We start from the raw sequence: 17,665 nt of genomic DNA on the forward strand, positions 1-17,665 counted from the left end.
CGTCGTGCTGTCGTATCCCGACATGCCGCAGCCGCCGTTGTCGCGACGCGCGTCGATCCCGGAAGGCAATCATCGATTGACAAAATGTCGCGGGATGGAAAACATGATGGGTGCTGGCGGGACCATTCAGGCATCGAAGCCTTGACGGGAGATCATTTCAATGACGAACGACACCCTGACATCGGCAAGCCGCCGGCAAAGCCTGATCGCGATGCTCTCCATTCCGGTGATCGCGCTGGCGGCATCATCATTCACGATCAATACGGCCGCATATGCCGCCGACAATCTGCCGCGCGTTCTCGTGCTCGCGACCGGCGGGACCATCGCCGGTCAAGCCGATCCACGGGCAGCAGGCGCTTACAAATCCGGCCAGATCACCGGTGAGCAACTGGTCGCCTCGGTCCCGGGCCTCGACAAGCTCGCGAGCGTGAATGCCGAACAGATTTCGTCGATCGGATCGCAGGACATGAACGACAAGGTCTGGTTTGCGCTGGCCCAGCGCATCCAGCAGGCGTTCGACAAGAACGAGGCCGATGCGGTCGTCATCACCCACGGCACGGATACGCTGGAGGAGACCGCGTTCTTCCTCGACAACGTGGTCAAGGGCGACAAGCCCGTGGTCATCGTCGGCTCAATGCGGCCCGCTACGGCGGTCAGCGCGGATGGCCCCGGCAATCTCTATGAAGCCTTCCAGGTCGCCGCCGATCCGCGTTCGCGCGGGCGGGGCGTCATGGCCGTGTTGAACGACAAGATCCAGAGCGCCCGCTCGGTGACCAAGACCAACACCACGAGCGTCGAGACGTTCATGTCGCCCAACGACGGTCCGATCGGCTATGTCGACACCGCCGGCGGCGTTCGTTTCCTGGCGCAGGCGGGTGCGAAGCGCACGACCTATGCGCTGCCGGCAAGCGATCCTCTGCCCCGCGTCGAGATCGTCTACTCCCACGCCAACATGGACGCCATTCCGATCGAGGACGCGATTTCGCACGGCGCCAAGGGCATCGTGCTGGCAGGCGTCGGCGACGGCAACACGTCGAAGCCCGCGCTCGACGCGCTCGAGGCGGCCGCCAAGAAGGGCATCATCGTCGTCCGCGCCACGCGGGTCCGCTCGGGCTTCGTCACGCGCAATGTCGAGGTCGACGACGACAAGAACGGCTTCGTCGTGTCCGAGGACCTGAACCCGCAGAAGGCGCGCGTTCTCACCCAGCTCCTGATCGCGAGCGGCGTCACGGCGCCTGCCGAGCTTCAGAAGGCCTTCACCGCGACCTGGTAGCTTGTTGTTTGAGCATGATCTCCGCGCAAACGCGTTCCGCGTTTGTCGCGAGGGAAAACCGCTTCACACTTTTCCGGATCATGCTCTAGTTCAGCACCTCCACGGTCGCCGAGCGGCCGGCGACCAGTGCGATATTGTCCGGGATCTCGTCGAGCGCGATCCGTACGGGAACGCGCTGGGCCAGTCGGACCCAGCTGAAGGTCGGGTTGACGTTGGCGAGCAAGTTCGCGCCCGCGGCGCGGTCGCGATCCTCGATCCCGGCCGCGATGCTTTCGACGTGGCCGGTGAGCTTCGCGGGCTCGCCCATCAGGCGGACCTGCACCTTGTCGCCGATGCGGATGCGCGCAAGCTTGGTCTCCTCGAAATAGCCTTCGACATGCAGCGTGTCGGTGTCAACGAGCGCCATCACGCCCTTTCCTGCCGTCACATACGCGCCCGGCCGCAAGTCCATGTTGGTGATGATGCCATTTACCGAGGCCCGCACGTCGCTGCGATCGAGATTGAGCTGGGCCACCGCCCGGTCGGCGACCACCTGATCGTAGGCCGCCTTGGCCTGCAACTGCGTGGCAAGCACCTGCTCCTGCTTCTGCTGCGAAACAGCGTCGGTAGTGAGCGCGCTGTAACGCTTCAGGTCGGCATTGGCCTGGTCGAGCGTGGCGCGGTGGCCGGCAAGCGCGGCGTCGGCCTGTTGCAACGCCAGCGCAAAGCGCTCCCGATCGATGCGAAACAAGACGTCGCCGCGATGGACCTTCTGGTTGTCCTTGACCAGAACCTCCGTCACGAAACCTGACACGTCGGGCGCTACCTGGACCACGTCGGCGCGGACGCGCCCGTCGCGCGTCCACGGCGCCTCCATGTAGTAGGCCCAAAGCCCGCGGCCGACGGCGATCGCCGCAACGACGACAAGCAGCGTCAAGGCAACCCGGCCGAGCCAGGCGAAATTCCCCTTCATGGCAGAAACTCCGAAAGATACACGATGCCGCCGAGAATGCAGACGAACAGCGCGAAATTGAACAGCGCGCGATGCCAGACCAGCCGGTAGAGGCCGAAGCGCTGCATCAGCCGGCGCAAGACGGCACTGATCGCAAAGGCCACGATCAGCCACAGCAGCAGCGCCGGCACGAGCACGCCGTAAATGTCGATCTCATACCTCATGCCGCAAAGCTCTCCCCTCGCTGCGGGCGATAGGCGGGTGCTTGCGGATACAGCCCGCGCCGGATGCCGACGAGCCCGAGCAGGGCGTCCTCCCGCGCCTGCGGGTTCGGATCCTCGACGGCCGCGGCGAGCGCGGTGTCGATGCGCGCGAGCAGCTCTGGTGGCATGCCGGCGCCGGTATAGTGACGGAATGCGGCAGCGAGCTGATCCAGCATGTCGTCGAGAACGAAGAGCGTGGATGCAGCGAGGCCGTAGCGAGCCCGACGAAGGTGTATGATGTTGAGCCCGATGCGGAGCTGCGCCAGGCTCTCGGTGTCGCGACGGTCGGCCTCCGAGACGAAGGCGATACGCTGCACGAGCAATCCCATCCGGTGCAGCATCAGACCTGCGAATTCCGCGCGATCATGCTTGCCGCGGCGCTCGGCGGCGACCGCCAGCGTCTTCCAGCTCGATAGCACCAGGCGCTTGGCGACCCACTCTGCTCCCACCCCGCGCGCGATCCGGGTCACGAGCTCGGCGATGCCGACACCGACGAAGAAGGCAAGCGCGGAATTGGCATAGGCGGCAAAATCCGCGCTATAGGTCGATTGCAGCGCGAGCAGCGTCGCCGTATTGGCGGCGAGCGCCATGCCGGTGCCGGTCGTCGCGGGCCGCGCGATCAGGAGGCCATAGAGCAGGAAGGTCGGCGCCAGCGCGACGATCAGGACCTCGATATGGGAGATCGCGGGCACCAGCGCGAACAGGTAGATCGCGACCACGACGATCGCGACCAGCGACCACAAGCCAAAGCTGCGGATGAAGCGCGCGGGATCGTCCTGGGCGGCGAAGAAGCAACAGGCCACTGCCGCCATCATCGGCGCCGATGCGCCATCCGGCCAGCCGGTCCCGATCCAGAAGGCGCAGCAGATCAGGATGGCGATGACCGCACCGGCCGCCGACCACAGCGCGAGGCCGCGGTCGCGATGACGCACGGCTGCAGCACCAGCCTCAGGATGGAAGACGAGATCGACCGTGGAAATCCTGCGGCCGGCGGCGATCGCCTCGCTGAGCGCGCGGCAGTCACAGGAGAGATCGACGAGCTCACGCAATCGCGACAGGAGGCTGGTCGTGATGATCCGCTCCCAGGAGGCGTTGCCGTCGAGCGCCGCCTGCCGCGCCTCGATCGTGGCGCGGATCGGCTCGGGCGGCAGCCGCGCGTCCTCCGAAACCCATGTGCCGAGATCCCCAAGCAGGCGCTTGAGCTCGGGCTGCGCCTGGAGACCCCGTTCGCCGAGCGCGGCCAGCCGATCCTCGATCGAGGCGATCGCCGGCAAGAGCATCAGCATCCGTACGCGGATTTCACGAAGGCCGGTCACGGCCTCGGCGTCCGCCAGGCGGTCATAACCGAGATGGACCGCAAGCGTGTCGATCTCGACGATGTCGGTGGCAAGGCGCAGCCGGAGCGCGCGGCGGGCTTCGTCGGTGCCGCGACCGAGCAATGTGTCGTGGCTGAGGCGGCGCGCGTCCCTGAGCCAATTGTCGACACGCGCCGCGACGGCCGGCGCGACGCTGCGGGGAAACACGACGGTCGAGACCAGGCTCGCACAGATGATGCCGAGCGAAATCTCCTCCACGCGCGCAAGCGCGGTGTCAAAGATGTTTCCGGGGTCGGAGACAGAGGGGAAGCCGATCAACGCAACCGTATAGCCCGCCAGCATGAAGAGATAGCTGCGGGGCGTGCCGTCGAGCAGTGAGACGTAAAGACAAAGACCGACCCAAACCGCGATGGCGAGGCAGAGCAGTTCCGGCGCGTCGACGAGATTGGGCACCATGGCCACCGTCGCCGTGGCTCCAACGAGCGTCCCAATGACGCGAAAGAATGCCTTGGAGCTGGTGGCGCCGGCGAGCGGCTGCGAGGTGATGTAGACGGTCGCCATCGCCCAATAGGGCCGCGGCAGATCCATCCATAGGGCGATAACGAGCGCCAGCATCGACGCGGCAAACGTCTTCAAGGCGAAGATGAGGTCCGCGTGGCGGACCAGGAACGGCTCATCAGCGCGCATGACTATTTCGCCTCTGAACCAGTCTTCGCGTCATGCAGGCGGCTGGCGCGCTGCTCGATGCGCTGGAGCGTCGCGAAGGTTATCGCAAGTTCCTCCGCTCCGATATCCTTGAGCAGGCTCGCCCGCACCCGGCGCAATACGCGGTTGATCTCCTCCACCTTGGCGTCGCCTGTTGCTGTGAGGTGTAGCGTTTTGGCACGCCGGTCGGTCGGGTCCTCGCGGCGCTCGACGAGACCATCGGCCGCGAGCAGATCGATCAGCCGCACCAGCGAGGGTCCTTCGATCCCCAATTCCTCGGCGAGCACGCCCTGCCGCACCGAAGTTCCCTGCCGCGACAGCACCAGAAGTGGAATCGCGGTCGCATAGGACAGGCCGTGATCCGACAGCGCCTGGTCCGACTCGCGACGCCAGATGCGGCCAAGGCGCGCAATCAGCCGGCCAATCTCGGCGTGGATATGCGACTGCGAGGGAGCCATGCAAATTAGATAGGATACAAACTATTAGGTGACAACTATATAGGCCGGGATATTGCACCTGATCACGGGAAAGCGAACGAGACCGACGCACCATGAGCGCGGGTTCCACCACAGAGGCCGGCCACACGCTGCAGGGCGACAGCAGCCTGTCGCTCGTGCCAACCTTTGTCGTGGTGGCCGTGGATGCCACGGGATTGGGGATCATCCTGCCCCTGCTCCCGTTCTACTCGCAGCGGCTCGGTGCAACACCGTTCGTGCTGGGCATGCTGATCTCGGCCTACGCCGTCTGCCAGCTCGTAGCCGGACCAGTGGTGGGCATGCTCTCGGACCGCTATGGCCGCCGCAAGGTCCTGCTCGTCAGCCAGATCGGTACGTTCGTCGGCTTTGCTCTGCTCGCGCTTGCAACCAACCTGACCCTGGTCTTTCTCGCCCGGATCATCGACGGTCTGACCTCGGGCAATATCTCGGTGGCGCATGCCTATGCGGCCGAGCACAGCGCGCCGTCGACGCGCAAGCAGGCGCTCGGGATGACCAGCGGAGCGATCGGAACGGGGCTGCTGCTGGGGCCGGCGCTCTCCGGCTTTCTCGTCCATTACGGTGACACCGCGCCGGTATGGGCCGCCGCGGCACTATCGTTCATCAGCATTTTGGCAACCGTCGCCCTGCTGCCGCCCGACCATCCCGCCTCCGAGCCGCTCTATCATCACCGTGTTCCCCAAGCGAAGGTGACGCGTGCGATCGTCGGCATGCGTCATGCGTGGCGGGTGCTCGGTCTCCTGATCGTGTTTTTCTTCGTCAACTCGATGTTCCTGTCGCAAATCGGCCTGTTCCTGTCGGCGCGGTTCTCGTGGGACGGACATCCCTTCGGCGCGCGCGAGCTCGGCTGGGTGTTCGCCTATGCCGGCTTCATCAACATGGTCGTTCAAGGTCTGCTGATTACGCGCGCGAACCGCTTTGCATCCGACCGTAGCATCGTGCTGCTGGCGTTCGCGTGCATGGCGCTCGGATTTTCCGGCCTCGCGATCGGAAACAGCAACAGCCTGCTCGCCTTATTCCTGACGCTGATCATCGTCGGCACGATGTTCGCCCGCAGCACGCTGACGGCGGAGCTGTCGCGCAGCACCGCGATCAATCGACAAGGCATGATCATGGGCCTCAATCAATCGCTGATGTCGGGCGCCAACATCACCGCACCGCTCCTGAGCGGCGTGCTAATCGGTCATCGGCTCTTCGTCGTCTGGGCGCTTGTGATGGCAGCCATCGCAGCCAGCGGCGCGACGCTGGCTGGTCAATTGCTGCCGTTCCCGCGAGCGCGCTAGCCCCAGACCTGCGCACCACCACCTAGTGCATCGGCTCTCTTGCCGCGACACTGCGTTGTCGCGGCTCGCCATACGATGTCGCGCCCTGCGCAATTGTCACTGCGTCATCACCCACAATCTCGCCCGATTGACGGAACATTCGTTCGCCGCCGGCAGATAGTGCCCGGTCTTGCCTCTGAATACTCATCGCTCGAGCTGCTCTACATCCGCAACGCCGACCATTTGCCGGTGCGAGATGTCTGGCGCATCGATCGGAGGAGACAAGGCGAATCCGGGCGCACGCCGGCGTTCGAAACTACTGAGTTGTGACAAGGAAATGAGAGATATGCGTCAAGCAACATCGAAGGCCGCGGCGGGTTCGAGCGCGAACTGGCGGCGGATACTGCCGGGCATCACGGGCCTCGCCTTGCTCGCCGGCGTCACGGCGGCCCACGCGGAGGGCACAGGCATCGCCGTCTGCGACGAGTTTCTGACCAAATACGACGCCTGCATCACTTCCAAGATTCCTGCGGAGCAGCGCGCAACGTACAAGTCGCAGATCGACCAGATGCGCAAGACGTGGACCGATCTCGCCAAGAATCCGTCGACGAAGGCGACCATGGAGTCGGCTTGCAAGCAGACCATCGATGCGACGAAGGCCTCCCTCACGACTTATGGCTGCTCGTTCTGATCAGTGCTTGCTGATCAGTGCTTGCCGCGGACAAAGGAGTGGCGCCAAACCGGCGCCACTCGCTTGTGGCAGGCACGCAAGCGAGCACAGATGGGACGCTGCTTATCGTGCTTTATATCGCGCCTGACGAATCGAGGGCGCGCTCCTTTGCGTCCATCCAGATCCCCGCCGGCGAGTGCTCGCGGATGTGATTGACCAGGAAGTCGGAAAACACTCTGATCTTGGCAGGCAATCTGACGCGGTTCTGGTAGGCGATGTTCATGGTGAGCAAGGGCAGCTCCCAATCCATCAACAGCGGTACGAGCTGGCCGCAGGAAATGTCGCCCTGCACGATATAGAGCGGCTGGATGAGGATGCCGAGGCCTGCGAGCGCAGCGCCGCGGATCACCTGGCCGTCATTGCTGTCGAGCGTCGGCGCGATGCGGATGGTCTGGGCCGCATTGTCCTTGCTGAGCCGCAGCGAATAGGGATCGTTGGCGAGGTTGTAGATCAGCATGTCGTGGCGGGCGAGATCTGCCGGATTCTCAGGCCGTCCCTGCCTGGCGAGATAGGACGGTGCTGCCGCCAGCACGCGCCGCATCTGGCCGATGCGACGGACGACGATATTGGAGTCCGGCTCGTGCTCCCTGGTGCGGATCGCGACGTCGATGCCCGCCTCGATGAAATCGGGATAGCGGTTGGCGGTGATGATCTGCACGTTGAGCTTTGGATAGAGCGCGCGGAACGCCGGCAGCATCGGCGCGAGATAGATCATCGCAAACGACAGCGAGCTCGTGACACGCAGCATGCCCTTCGGCGACAGCGCACGGTCCGAGACGGCGTCTTCGGCCTCGGCGAGCTCGTTCAACAGCGTGCTGCAACGCTGCAACAGCTCTTGTCCTGCTTCCGTCAACCATTGCCGGCGCGTGTTGCGCTCGATCAGGCGGACCGCGAGCCTCTCCTCCAGCGCGCTGAGATGACGGCTCGCGGCCGCATTCGACATCCGCAACGTTTCGGCGGCCTTGGACAGGCTGCCGAGTTCGGCCGTTTTGGCGAAGACCTCGAGCTGGAGAAGGCGGTCCATTTTTGCATGAATCGGAAAAGAGACTTACGATTTTTGGCCTTTATTTCCGATTTCTGCAAGGCAAAATGCGCATCAACAAGCAATATGAGTGGCGAGGAAATCAGGAAATGTCGGGCCCGATCAGGCACATCGTGATGTGGCGGCTGCGCGGGGAGACGCCTGCGGAGCGCTCCGCGGCCCGGCTCAAGGTCAAAACCCTTTTCGAGGGCCTCAAAGGCCTGATCGACGGCCTCACCCACATCGAGGTCGGCCTCGACGTCAGCGATGTCGACTACGCCTGCGATGTCGTCCTGTTCTCCGAATTCTCGAGCAGCGCCGCGCTGCAGGCCTATGCAAACCATCCGGAGCACCTGCGCGTGCGCGAGGCGCTCGGCGACTTGCGGATCGGCCGCTTCCAGGTCGATTATCCCATCAAAGAGACCGGCACATGATCGGTTCGTTCACCTTTGAAAACCTCCCCTGCCGCGTCGTGTTCGGCAGCGGAACACTTGCGGCGGCCAAGGCCGAGGTCGAGCGGCTCGGCGGCAAGCGCGCGATGGTGCTGACGACGCCGCAGCAGGAAGCGCAAGGCAAGAACCTCGGCGCTGCACTCGGTCCGCTCTATGCCGGCCTCTTTGCCGGCGCCACCATGCACACACCGGTCGAGGTCACCGCGAAGGCGCTCACGGCGATGAAGGCCTGCGAGGCGGACTGCGTCGTGTCACTCGGCGGCGGCTCGACCACGGGCCTCGGCAAGGCGCTGGCGTTACGCACCGGCGTCAATCAGCTCTGCATTCCAACCACCTATGCCGGTTCGGAGATGACGCCGATCGTCGGCCAGACCGAGAATGGCCTCAAGACCACGGTGCGCGATGCGGCCGTGCTGCCGGAGACCGTGATCTACGATGTCGACTTGACCTTGACGCTGCCGGTCGGCCTTGCAGCGACCTCCGGCATCAATGCGATCGCGCATGCGGTGGAAGCGCTTTACGCGCGCGACGCCAATCCCGTGACCTCGCTAATGGCGGAGGAAGGCATCCGCGCTCTCGCACGTGCCCTCCCCGCCATTGCCGCGAAGAGCGATGACCGCGAGGCCCGCACCGAGGCGCTCTATGGCGCCTGGCTCTGCGGCGTCTGCCTCGGCACCGTCGGCATGGCGCTACATCACAAGCTTTGCCACACGCTCGGCGGCACCTTCGATCTGCCGCATGCCGAGACGCACACCATCGTGCTGCCGCATGCGCTGGCCTACAACGCGCCCGCGGTACCCGATGCGATGATGCGGATCTCACGCGCGATCGGCGCGGCCGACGCATCGCAGGGACTCTACGACCTTGCCAAGCGGCTGCATGCAAAGCTGGCCCTGCGCGACATCGGCATGCCCGAGGGCGGCGTTGACAAGGCGGCGGATCTCGCGGTCACCAATGCCTACTGGAATCCGCGCCCCCTCGAGCGCAACGCCATCCGCGACCTGATCGCGCGCGCCTGGGCGGGCGAGCCGCCGACCGCAACCAAAGCGGCGGCTTGAAGCGATGCGGCGCACGCTGATCAAATCGGCAACCATCATCAGCATGGATGATACGCTTGGCGATCTCCGTGCCGGCGACGTGCTGGTCGAGGGCGGCCGGATCATTGACGTGCGCCCCGGCATCGAGCTTGGCAGCGGAACGGCCGAGACTGATGTCATCGACGGCACCGGACGCATCGTCATCCCGGGTCTGATCAACGCCCATATGCACACCTGGCAGACGGGCTTGCGAGGGTTTGCCGCGAACTGGACGCTGCTCGAGTATTTCCGACGCATGCATGCGGGGCTGGCAACCGTGTTCCGGCCCGACGACATCTACATCGCAACGCTCGTCGGCGCACTGAATCAGATCAATTGCGGCACCACGACGCTGGTCGACTGGTGCCACAACAATCCGACGCCTGACCACACCGACGCCGCCGTGCGCGGCCTGATCGAGAGCGGTATCCGCGCCGCGTTCTTCCACGGCTCGCCGAAACCCGAGCCAAAACCCGGCGAGCCGCATTTCTCGGAGATCCCGCATCCGCGCCGCGAGGTCGAGCGGTTGCTGACGGGCCCCCTCGCCGATCGTAACGGACTCGTCACGCTTGGACTTGCCGTCCTCGGCCCGCACTATTCGACCCTCGACGTCGCCATGCACGATTTCCGCCTGGCGCGGGAGGATGGCCTGATCGCCTCGATGCACCAGGGCGGCGGTCCGGCCAGGACGCCCGGCGGCTGGGAGAAGCTGATCGAAGCCGGCCTCGTCGGGGCCAATGTCAACATCGTTCACGGCAACGACCTTTCCGACGACCTCCTGCAACGCCTCGTCGATCTCGGCGCGTCGTTCTCGGTGACGCCGGAAAACGAGATGATCCAGGGTCACGGTTTTCCGATCACCGGCCGGCTCCTGAAGCGCGGCGTCCGGCCGACGATTGGCATTGATCTCGAATCCGTGCTGGCCGGCGATCTCTTCTCCGCCGCCCGTGTCGCGCTATCGATGCAGCGGGCGCTCGACAATGCCGAGTCGCGCAAGGCCAGCGGCACCATTCCGGCGACGACGACAATTCCGGCGCGAGAGGCGCTGCGCTGGGTCACGCTGGAGGGCGCCCGCATGCTCGGCCGCGACAGCCAGATCGGCTCGCTCACACCGGGCAAGCTGGCCGACCTCGTGGTCATCAATGCCTCCGATCTCAATCTCTTTCCGGTTCACGATCCCGTCGCCACCGTCGTGATGCAGACCAGTCTTGCCAACATCGAGGCGGTGATGATCGGCGGCGTCTGGAAGAAGCGGAACGGCAGACTGCTGGTTGACGGGCTGGAGCGGAAGAAGGAGATGCTCGCGCAATCCGGGCGGCGGCTGGTGCAGGAAATCGAACGACAAGGACGCGCCGCCTAAAGGTGCCAACGGACAACAAGAATGACAGACGCTTCGAAAAACATTTGCTTTCATCGGCATCGGCAAGATGGGCCTGCCGATGTCGGCGCTCGTCGCCAAGGCGGGCTATGCCGTGACCGTCTTCGATCCAAGTGCGGCTCGTATCGCTGCCGCGCGTGAACTGGGCATCCCTGTTGCGGCGTCGCCGGCCGACGCGGTCAGCGGCCAGGCTGCGGTGATCACCTCCCTGCCCGACGATGCCGCGCTACGCGCTGCGATGCTCGGCCCAACCGGCCTCATCGGCGCGATGGCGCCGGGAGCCGTGCTGATCGAGACCAGCACGGTCAGCGCAGAGGCCTCCGCTGAGGTCGACGCCGCCGCACGGGCGCGCGGCGTCGCCTATCTGCGTGCGCCGGTCTCCGGCAACGCCAGCATCGTCCACACGGGCGCGCTGACCTGCTTCGTTTCGGGCCCAAAGGACGTCTTCGAAGCCGCAAAGCCGCTGTTCGCAACCTTCACCCGCGCGCAAACCTATCTCGGGCCCGGCGAGGAAGCACGCTACGCAAAACTCGCGGTTAACCTGATGATCGCGGTGTCGGCCGCCATGATGGCCGAGAGCCTCGCGCTCGCGCGCAAGGGCGGAATCGCCTGGCACGACATTCTGAAGGTGCTCGACGACAGCGCGGTCGCCTCGCCCATGGTGAAGTACAAGACTGCGCCGCTCAGGACGCGGGACTTCGAGTCCACCTTCTCGTGCAAGCAGATGGCCAAGGATCTCGATCTCATCCTGGGCGCCGGCCACGCCGTCGGCGTACCGCTCCAGCTCGCTGCACAGGTGCGCGAGACCTATGGCTCGCTGGTTGCTCAGGGCGATGGCGAGACCGACTTCATCGCGACCGTCAAGCATCTGGAACGGCTGTCCGGGCTTGGCGAACCAAAGCTCTGATCAACGGAGGCAACGTTGCGTAACTTCAACGAGAACACGATCACCGATGCCGTGCTGGAGCGGATCAAGGGCGCCACCGATCCGCGGATCAAGCAGGTCAGCGAGGCGCTGGTGCGCCATCTTCACGCCTTCGTCCGCGAGGTGCGGCCGACCCAGAAGGAATGGGAGTATGGCATCGACTTCCTGACCCGTACCGGCCACATGTGCGACGACAAGCGCCAGGAGTTCATCCTGCTATCGGACACGCTCGGCGTCTCCATGCTGGTCGACACCATCAACCATCCGGTGCCGGAGGGCGCGACCGAGACCACGGTGCTCGGCCCCTTCTTCGTGCAGGCTGCCCCGGAGAAGACCAGCGGCGAGGACATCTCCGGTGCCATGGAAGGCGATCCGATGCTGGTCACAGGGACCGTCTCGACCGTCGACGGCCGGCCGCTCGCCGGCGCCTTGGTCGATGTCTGGCATTCCGACGACGACGGCTATTACGACGTGCAGCAGCTCGACAAGATCGGCGATCTCGCGATGCGGGCGCGTTTCCACACTGACCAGAACGGCCGCTTTCATTTCTGGTCGATCAAGCCCGCCGCCTACCCGATCCCGCATGACGGGCCGGTCGGCGAAATGCTGGAGGCGCAGGGCCGGCATCCCTGGCGTCCGGCGCATGTGCATTTCATGATCTCCGCGCCAGGCTTCGAACAGCTCGTGACGCACGTGTTCGTCGCCGGCGATAAGTACCTCGACTCCGACGTGGTGTTCGGCGTCAAGGACAGCCTGATCCGCGCGTTCGTTCGTCACCCGGCCGGCCGTGCGCCGGATGGTCGCATGGTGGACGGCGACTATTTTCATCTCAACTATGATTTCGGCCTGAAGCAGCTTGCGAGCAGCGTGAGAGCTGCTTAAGCCGGATCACGGCTGAAAGGACCGACAAGAGTCCGGCAAGCCGATTCTTTTGGAGAGGACGGACAATGGAGGAGGCCGACACACCGCTGCTCGAGCTGCGCGGCATCAGCAAGGAATTTCCGGGCGTCAAGGCGCTGGATGAGGTGTCCTTTGCCGTGTTTCCCGGCGAGGTCCATATGCTGCTCGGCGAGAACGGCGCCGGCAAGTCGAGCCTGATGAAGGTGCTGTGCGGTGCCTACCGGGCCGACGCCGGCGAGTTCTACTACAAGGGCGAGAAGGTCACGATCTCATCGACCACCGAGGCGCAGAAGCTCGGCATCGCCGTCATCTTCCAGGAATTCTCGCTCGTTCCCCACCTCGATATCGCGCAAAACATCTTCCTCGGCCGCGAGCCGAAGGGCCGCATCCCCGGCACGATCGACCGCCGAAGGATCCTGGCCGATGCCAAGCGCGTGCTCGACACCATCGGCTTCGATATCGATCCCTCCATCACGGTCGACAAGCTAGGCGTCGCCCAGCAGCAGATGGTCGAGATTGCGAAAGCGATCAGCCAGAATGCGCGCATCCTGGTCATGGACGAGCCGACTGCGGCGCTTTCGGACCGCGAGACCGAGCTCCTGTTCGCGCTGATCGCGCGGCTGAAGGCCGATGGGGTTGCCATCGTCTATATCTCGCACCGCATGGCCGAGGTGTTCGCGCTTGGCGATCGTATCACGGTGCTGCGTGACGGCCGCCGTATCGACGGCGTCCGGCCCGCCGACGTGACGCCGGACCAACTCGTCCGCATGATGGTTGGCCGCACCGTCGACATGACCTATCCGCGCAACTTCGCCGACAAGCCCGGCGAGGTGCTGCTCAGCGTCAAGGGCCTGACCTCGCCGACCGGCATTTCCGACATCGACATCGAGGTTCGCCAGGGCGAGATCGTTGGCCTCTGCGGGCTCGTCGGCTCGGGCCGGAGCGAGGTCGCGCGCGCCATCTTCGGCGCGGATCCCGTAACAGGCGGCGAGATCATCTTCGACGGCAAGACGATCTCCGGCGAGCCGGACGTTGCGGCGCGCCGCGGTATCGCGCTGATCCCGGAGAGCCGCAAGAGCGAGGGGCTCGCACTGCTCCGCTCGGTCGGCGACAATCTCGTGGTCTCGGCGCTGCGAAAGCTGTTTCCGAGCGGCCTGTTCGATCCGCGTCGTGCGCAGCGTACCTCCGACAGCCTGATCCGGCAGCTCAGGATCGCGACTCCGAGCGCGCGGCAGACCGTCGGACTGCTCTCCGGCGGCAACCAGCAGAAGGTTGTGATCGGCAAGTGGCTGGCTGCCGGCGCAAAGCTCTTCATCTTCGACGAGCCGACGCGCGGCATCGACATCGGCGCAAAGTCCGAGATCTTTGCGCTGATCGACCGGTTGGTGGCGGAAGGCGCCGCGGCACTGATGATCTCATCCGAGCAGGTCGAGATCTGCCATGTCTGCGACCGCGCCTACGTGATGCGCGAGGGCCGTATCGCCGGACATCTGGCCCGCAATGAGCTGACGGAGGAGAACATCGTGCGACTGGGGATGCACCATGCGTGAGGCCACGGTCGTTTCGCAACCAAATCCGCTCCAGCGCATTCCCGGCGTCGCCATCGTACTGGTGCTCCTGATCGCGCTGTTCGGGACGATCGCGCCCGGCTTCCTGTCGGTCGCCAACCTCTCCAACGTGCTGGTGCAGTCGACGATCCTGACCATGCTGGCGCTGCCGATGACGCTGATCATCATGACCGAAGGCTTGGACCTGTCGATGGGCGCGGTGCTGACGCTGACCTCACTCTGCGTTGCCATCGTGTCGCTCGCGACCAAGTCGATGCTGCTTGGGCTGGCCGTCGGCGTCCTGGTCGGCGCCGCCTTCGGCACCGTCAATGGCTGGCTGGTCGCGATCCTCGGAATCCCGCCCTTCGTTGCAACGCTGGGCACGCTCGGCATGGCGCAGGGCCTGTCGCTGATCGTCTCTGACGGCCAGAGCGTGGTCGGCATCCCCCACAGTGTGCGTGACATCTACTCGTCCACGCTCGTTGGCGTGCCGGTCCCGATCGTGATGGCGCTCGTGACTTACGCGTTCTTTCACGCCCTGCTCTATCACACCCGCTTCGGCACCTACATCTTCGCGCTTGGCGGCAATCGCGAGGCGCTGAGATATGCCGGCCTGTCGCCAAACCGCCTCTTGATCGCGGTCTACGCGATCGGCGGCACCATGGCCGGCGTCGCAGGCCTCTTGATGACCGCGCGCATGAATTCCGGCCACCCGACTGCGGGCCTCGGTCTCGAATTCGATGCGATCGCGGCGGTTGCGGTTGGCGGCACGTCCTTCGAGCGTGGCAATGGCTGGCTGCTCGGCACCGTGCTCGGCGTGATCGCGGTGGGCGTCCTGCGCAACGGGCTCAATCTGATCTCGCTGCCATCCTCGGTGCAGGTCGCGAGCGTCGGCGTCCTCGTCATTGTCGCGCTGTTCCTGGACGGCATCAGGAGCCGCGCATGACCGACATCACCAAGGAAGCCATCTCCCCGCCCCGCTCCTTCCTGTCGCAGGATGCGATCCAGGTGTTCTACCGCCTGCTCGCGGCGCTGCTGATCTGCGCCGTGCTCGCAGTCCTCAGCGACTCCTTCCTGAGCCTCGGCAACGTCCTCAACGTGCTGCGGCAGGCGAGTCTGACCTTCTTCATTGCCTCGGGCCTGACGCTGGTGGTGCTGACCGCTGGCCTTGATCTCTCCGTCGGCGCCAATGTCGCGCTGTCGGCCTGCCTTGCCGGCACGGTGATCCATCAGACCGGCTCGCCGGTGTTGGGGATTCTCACCGCGCTGGTGGTCGGTGGCGTCGTTGGCCTCCTCAACGGCGTCATGGTGACGGCGTTGCGCATCCCCTCCTTCATCGCCACCTACGGCATGCTCTGGGTGCTGAACGGCCTCACCTATTGGTACATGGCCGGCGACACCATTCACGGCTTCCCCGCGGGCTTCCGGCAGATCGGCAGCGGCTATCTGTTCGGCCTGCCGATTCCGGTCTATTTGCTCCTGATCTTCCTCGCGATCGGGACGCTGTTTGCGCAGCGGTCGATCTGGGGCCAGGAGATCTATGCGATCGGTGCCAACCCGATTGCCGCGCGACTCTCCGGAATTCCGGTCGCGCGCCGGCTGCTGCTGGTCTATGCCGTCTCCGGCACCATGGCGGGGCTTGCGTCGATTATCTTCCTGTCGCGGCTGAATTCCGCGGAGGCCGATATCGGCGAAAGCCTGACGCTTCCGGCGATCGCGGCCGTGCTGATCGGCGGCACCTCGCTGTTCGGCGGCGTCGGCACGGTATTCGGCACCTTCGTCGGCGCGCTGATCCTGACGCTCGTGCTCAACGGCATGAACCTCTTGTCCGTCAGCGCCAACTGGCAACCGCTCGTCACCGGCGTGATCGTCATTCTCGCCGTCTGGCTCGACATGCAGACCCGCCGCCGCTCGCAATGAGTTCTTACGCAAAATCCAACAAACCAAAATGAGGGATGGAGATCATATGAAATCGAAATTGGGCCACCTTGCACTGCCGATTCTGATGGCCGCAGCGTTCACCACGCAGGCCCGTGCCGACGGCGAGACCATCGCGGTCTTCACCAAGAACCAGACCAACCCCTACTTTCAGACCGTGCGGGTCGGCGCCGACGTCGCGGCCAAGGCGCTGAACGCCAAAACGCTGCACTACATCCCGACCAAGCCGGACTCGATCCCCGAGCAGCTGAGCCAGATCGAGGACGTCGTGGTGAAGAAGCCGAGCGCGATCGTCTTCATTCCCGTCGACTACAAGGCGATGGTGCCCGGTGTCGAGAAGATCAACGACGCCAAGATCCCGGTGGTCAACATCACCGACCGCTCTGCCGGCGGCAAGTTCGTCTCCTTCGTCGGCGCCGACGATTACAGCCTCGGGCTCGAAACCGCGCGCTACCTGCTGAAGACGCTCGGCGGCAAGGGCAACATCGTCATCATCGAGGGCGTTAAGGGCTCGCTGACCAATGTCGACCGTATCAGGGGCTTCAACGATGCGCTGAAGGAAACTCCGGGCGCAAAGCTGCTTGCTTCGCAGCCCGCCAACTACCAGCGGCTCCAGGCGCTCCAGGTGATGGAAAACCTGATGCAGTCCAACTCGCAGATCGACGGCGTGCTCGCCGCCAACGATGCCATGGCGGTCGGCGCGATCGAGGCGCTGGATGGCGCCAATCGCAAGGCGCAGGTGATCGGCATCAACGGCACCAAGGAAGCCATCGATGCCATCAAGTCCGGCAAGCTGCTCGCAAGCGGCGACTATAGTGGTTTTGCGCAGGGATGCCTCGGCACCATGATGGCGATCCGCAACTTGCGCGAACAGCCCGTCGTTGCCGAGATCGTGCTGAAACCCACCGTCATCACCAAGGACAATTTCGGGCCGTTCGACGTGCCGCTGGAACAGCGGGCCTGCCCGACCTGGGAAGAGGCGCAAAAGCTCGGCACGAAGTAAGGCTCGCTGCTTCGAAAATCGGGACGGTCGTTTAATACGGCCGTCCCAAGACATTGTCCGGAGACATCATGCTGTTTGCCATCCATGCCCTCGACCGCACCGGCGCGCTGCCGACCCGGCTCGCCAATTACGACGCGCACAAGGCGTTCCTGAGCGACACCTCGCGCTTCGGGGTCAAAATCGTGATGTCCGGCCCGCTCGTCTCCGACGATGGCGAGAAGATGATCGGCAGCCTGTTCCTGATCGAGGCCCCCGGACGGGCCGAGGTCGAGGCCTTCAACCGCGCCGATCCCTTTGCCGCGGCCGGCATCTGGGAGAAAGTCACGATCACCGGCTTCTTGCGCCGCCAGGGGTAAAGGTACAGGCATCACCATCCAGGGCTGGCCCAACTCGGACCCCTGGTGACGTGCCGTATCGTCATAGCGCGGCTCATCTCCAAATTGTGAAATGT

At 64.7% G+C, this 17,665-nt stretch carries 18 protein-coding genes; 13 read left to right on the plus strand and 5 right to left on the minus strand.

The genetic code is table 11. The annotated features are described in order from the left end of the window. The first annotated feature begins 160 nt into the window (after positions 1-160). The gene (locus NLN62_RS43760; RefSeq protein WP_027523726.1) at positions 161-1,273 is read left to right on the plus strand and encodes an asparaginase; all 1,113 of its coding nucleotides are present in this window, start codon (positions 161-163) and stop codon (positions 1,271-1,273) included. 85 nt (positions 1,274-1,358) lie between these two features. On the opposite strand, the gene NLN62_RS43765 is transcribed toward NLN62_RS43760, so the two are convergent. From NLN62_RS43765 to NLN62_RS43780, 4 genes are read right to left on the minus strand one after another with little or no spacing between them, the layout of a single operon-like run. After that, positions 1,359-2,225 (minus strand): HlyD family secretion protein, encoded by an 867-nt coding sequence (locus NLN62_RS43765; protein WP_027523725.1) that lies wholly within the window; start codon positions 2,223-2,225, stop codon positions 1,359-1,361. Beyond that, the gene (locus tag NLN62_RS43770; RefSeq protein WP_027523724.1) at positions 2,222-2,428 is read right to left on the minus strand and encodes a DUF1656 domain-containing protein; all 207 of its coding nucleotides are present in this window, start codon (positions 2,426-2,428) and stop codon (positions 2,222-2,224) included. The genes NLN62_RS43765 and NLN62_RS43770 overlap by 4 nt, the downstream gene beginning before the upstream one ends. Beyond that, entirely contained in the window at positions 2,425-4,470 is a 2,046-nt protein-coding gene (locus NLN62_RS43775) for an FUSC family protein (protein ID WP_027523723.1), read from the minus strand. Before NLN62_RS43775 ends, NLN62_RS43770 begins: the two co-directional genes overlap by 4 nt. Positions 4,471-4,472: 2 nt before the next feature. Beyond that, positions 4,473-4,946, minus strand: coding sequence for a MarR family winged helix-turn-helix transcriptional regulator (locus NLN62_RS43780; protein WP_027523722.1), 474 nt, complete (start codon positions 4,944-4,946; stop codon positions 4,473-4,475). Positions 4,947-5,038: 92 nt separating this feature from the next. Here NLN62_RS43780 and NLN62_RS43785 point away from each other — a divergent pair, with 92 nt between their 5' ends. Together NLN62_RS43785 and NLN62_RS43790 are read left to right on the plus strand one after the other, a co-directional pair. Then, positions 5,039-6,265, plus strand: coding sequence for an MFS transporter (locus tag NLN62_RS43785; protein ID WP_254112842.1), 1,227 nt, complete (start codon positions 5,039-5,041; stop codon positions 6,263-6,265). A gap of 325 nt (positions 6,266-6,590) precedes the next feature. Next, a complete protein-coding gene (locus tag NLN62_RS43790) occupies positions 6,591-6,935 on the plus strand; it encodes a hypothetical protein (protein ID WP_027523720.1) in 345 nt (114 codons plus the stop codon). Positions 6,936-7,047: 112 nt separating this feature from the next. Here NLN62_RS43790 and NLN62_RS43795 read toward each other — a convergent pair whose 3' ends face one another. Further along, positions 7,048-7,998, minus strand: a complete 951-nt coding sequence (locus tag NLN62_RS43795; RefSeq protein ID WP_027523719.1) for a LysR family transcriptional regulator — start codon at positions 7,996-7,998, stop codon at positions 7,048-7,050. A gap of 107 nt (positions 7,999-8,105) precedes the next feature. Between NLN62_RS43795 and NLN62_RS43800 the strand changes: the two genes are divergently transcribed. From NLN62_RS43800 to NLN62_RS43845, 10 genes are all read left to right on the plus strand, one after another. Then, positions 8,106-8,429 (plus strand): Dabb family protein, encoded by a 324-nt coding sequence (locus NLN62_RS43800; RefSeq protein ID WP_027523718.1) that lies wholly within the window; start codon positions 8,106-8,108, stop codon positions 8,427-8,429. Next, entirely contained in the window at positions 8,426-9,505 is a 1,080-nt protein-coding gene (locus NLN62_RS43805) for a maleylacetate reductase (protein ID WP_027523717.1), read from the plus strand. The genes NLN62_RS43800 and NLN62_RS43805 overlap by 4 nt, the downstream gene beginning before the upstream one ends. A 4-nt stretch (positions 9,506-9,509) precedes the next feature. Continuing rightward, positions 9,510-10,883, plus strand: a complete 1,374-nt coding sequence (locus NLN62_RS43810) for an amidohydrolase family protein (RefSeq protein ID WP_254112843.1) — start codon at positions 9,510-9,512, stop codon at positions 10,881-10,883. Between the two features lie 79 nt (positions 10,884-10,962). Beyond that, entirely contained in the window at positions 10,963-11,808 is an 846-nt protein-coding gene (locus NLN62_RS43815) for an NAD(P)-dependent oxidoreductase (RefSeq protein WP_254112845.1), read from the plus strand. Between the two features lie 15 nt (positions 11,809-11,823). Then, entirely contained in the window at positions 11,824-12,708 is an 885-nt protein-coding gene (locus NLN62_RS43820) for an intradiol ring-cleavage dioxygenase (protein WP_254112847.1), read from the plus strand. A gap of 65 nt (positions 12,709-12,773) precedes the next feature. Further along, the gene (locus NLN62_RS43825) at positions 12,774-14,276 is read left to right on the plus strand and encodes a sugar ABC transporter ATP-binding protein (RefSeq protein WP_254112849.1); all 1,503 of its coding nucleotides are present in this window, start codon (positions 12,774-12,776) and stop codon (positions 14,274-14,276) included. After that, a complete protein-coding gene (locus NLN62_RS43830) occupies positions 14,269-15,219 on the plus strand; it encodes an ABC transporter permease (protein ID WP_254112851.1) in 951 nt (316 codons plus the stop codon). Before NLN62_RS43825 ends, NLN62_RS43830 begins: the two co-directional genes overlap by 8 nt. Next, positions 15,216-16,193 carry an ABC transporter permease gene (locus tag NLN62_RS43835; RefSeq protein ID WP_027523711.1) on the plus strand — a complete coding sequence of 326 codons (978 nt, stop codon included), beginning with the start codon at positions 15,216-15,218 and terminating at the stop codon, positions 16,191-16,193. Before NLN62_RS43830 ends, NLN62_RS43835 begins: the two co-directional genes overlap by 4 nt. Before the next feature lie 46 nt (positions 16,194-16,239). After that, positions 16,240-17,214 carry a sugar ABC transporter substrate-binding protein gene (locus tag NLN62_RS43840; protein ID WP_027523710.1) on the plus strand — a complete coding sequence of 325 codons (975 nt, stop codon included), beginning with the start codon at positions 16,240-16,242 and terminating at the stop codon, positions 17,212-17,214. A gap of 68 nt (positions 17,215-17,282) precedes the next feature. Further along, positions 17,283-17,570, plus strand: a complete 288-nt coding sequence (locus NLN62_RS43845) for a YciI family protein (protein ID WP_027523709.1) — start codon at positions 17,283-17,285, stop codon at positions 17,568-17,570. The last annotated feature ends 95 nt before the right edge of the window (positions 17,571-17,665 follow it).

This window comes from Bradyrhizobium sp. CCGUVB23 (assembly GCF_024199885.1).
Taxonomy (GTDB): Bacteria; Pseudomonadota; Alphaproteobacteria; order Rhizobiales; family Xanthobacteraceae; genus Bradyrhizobium.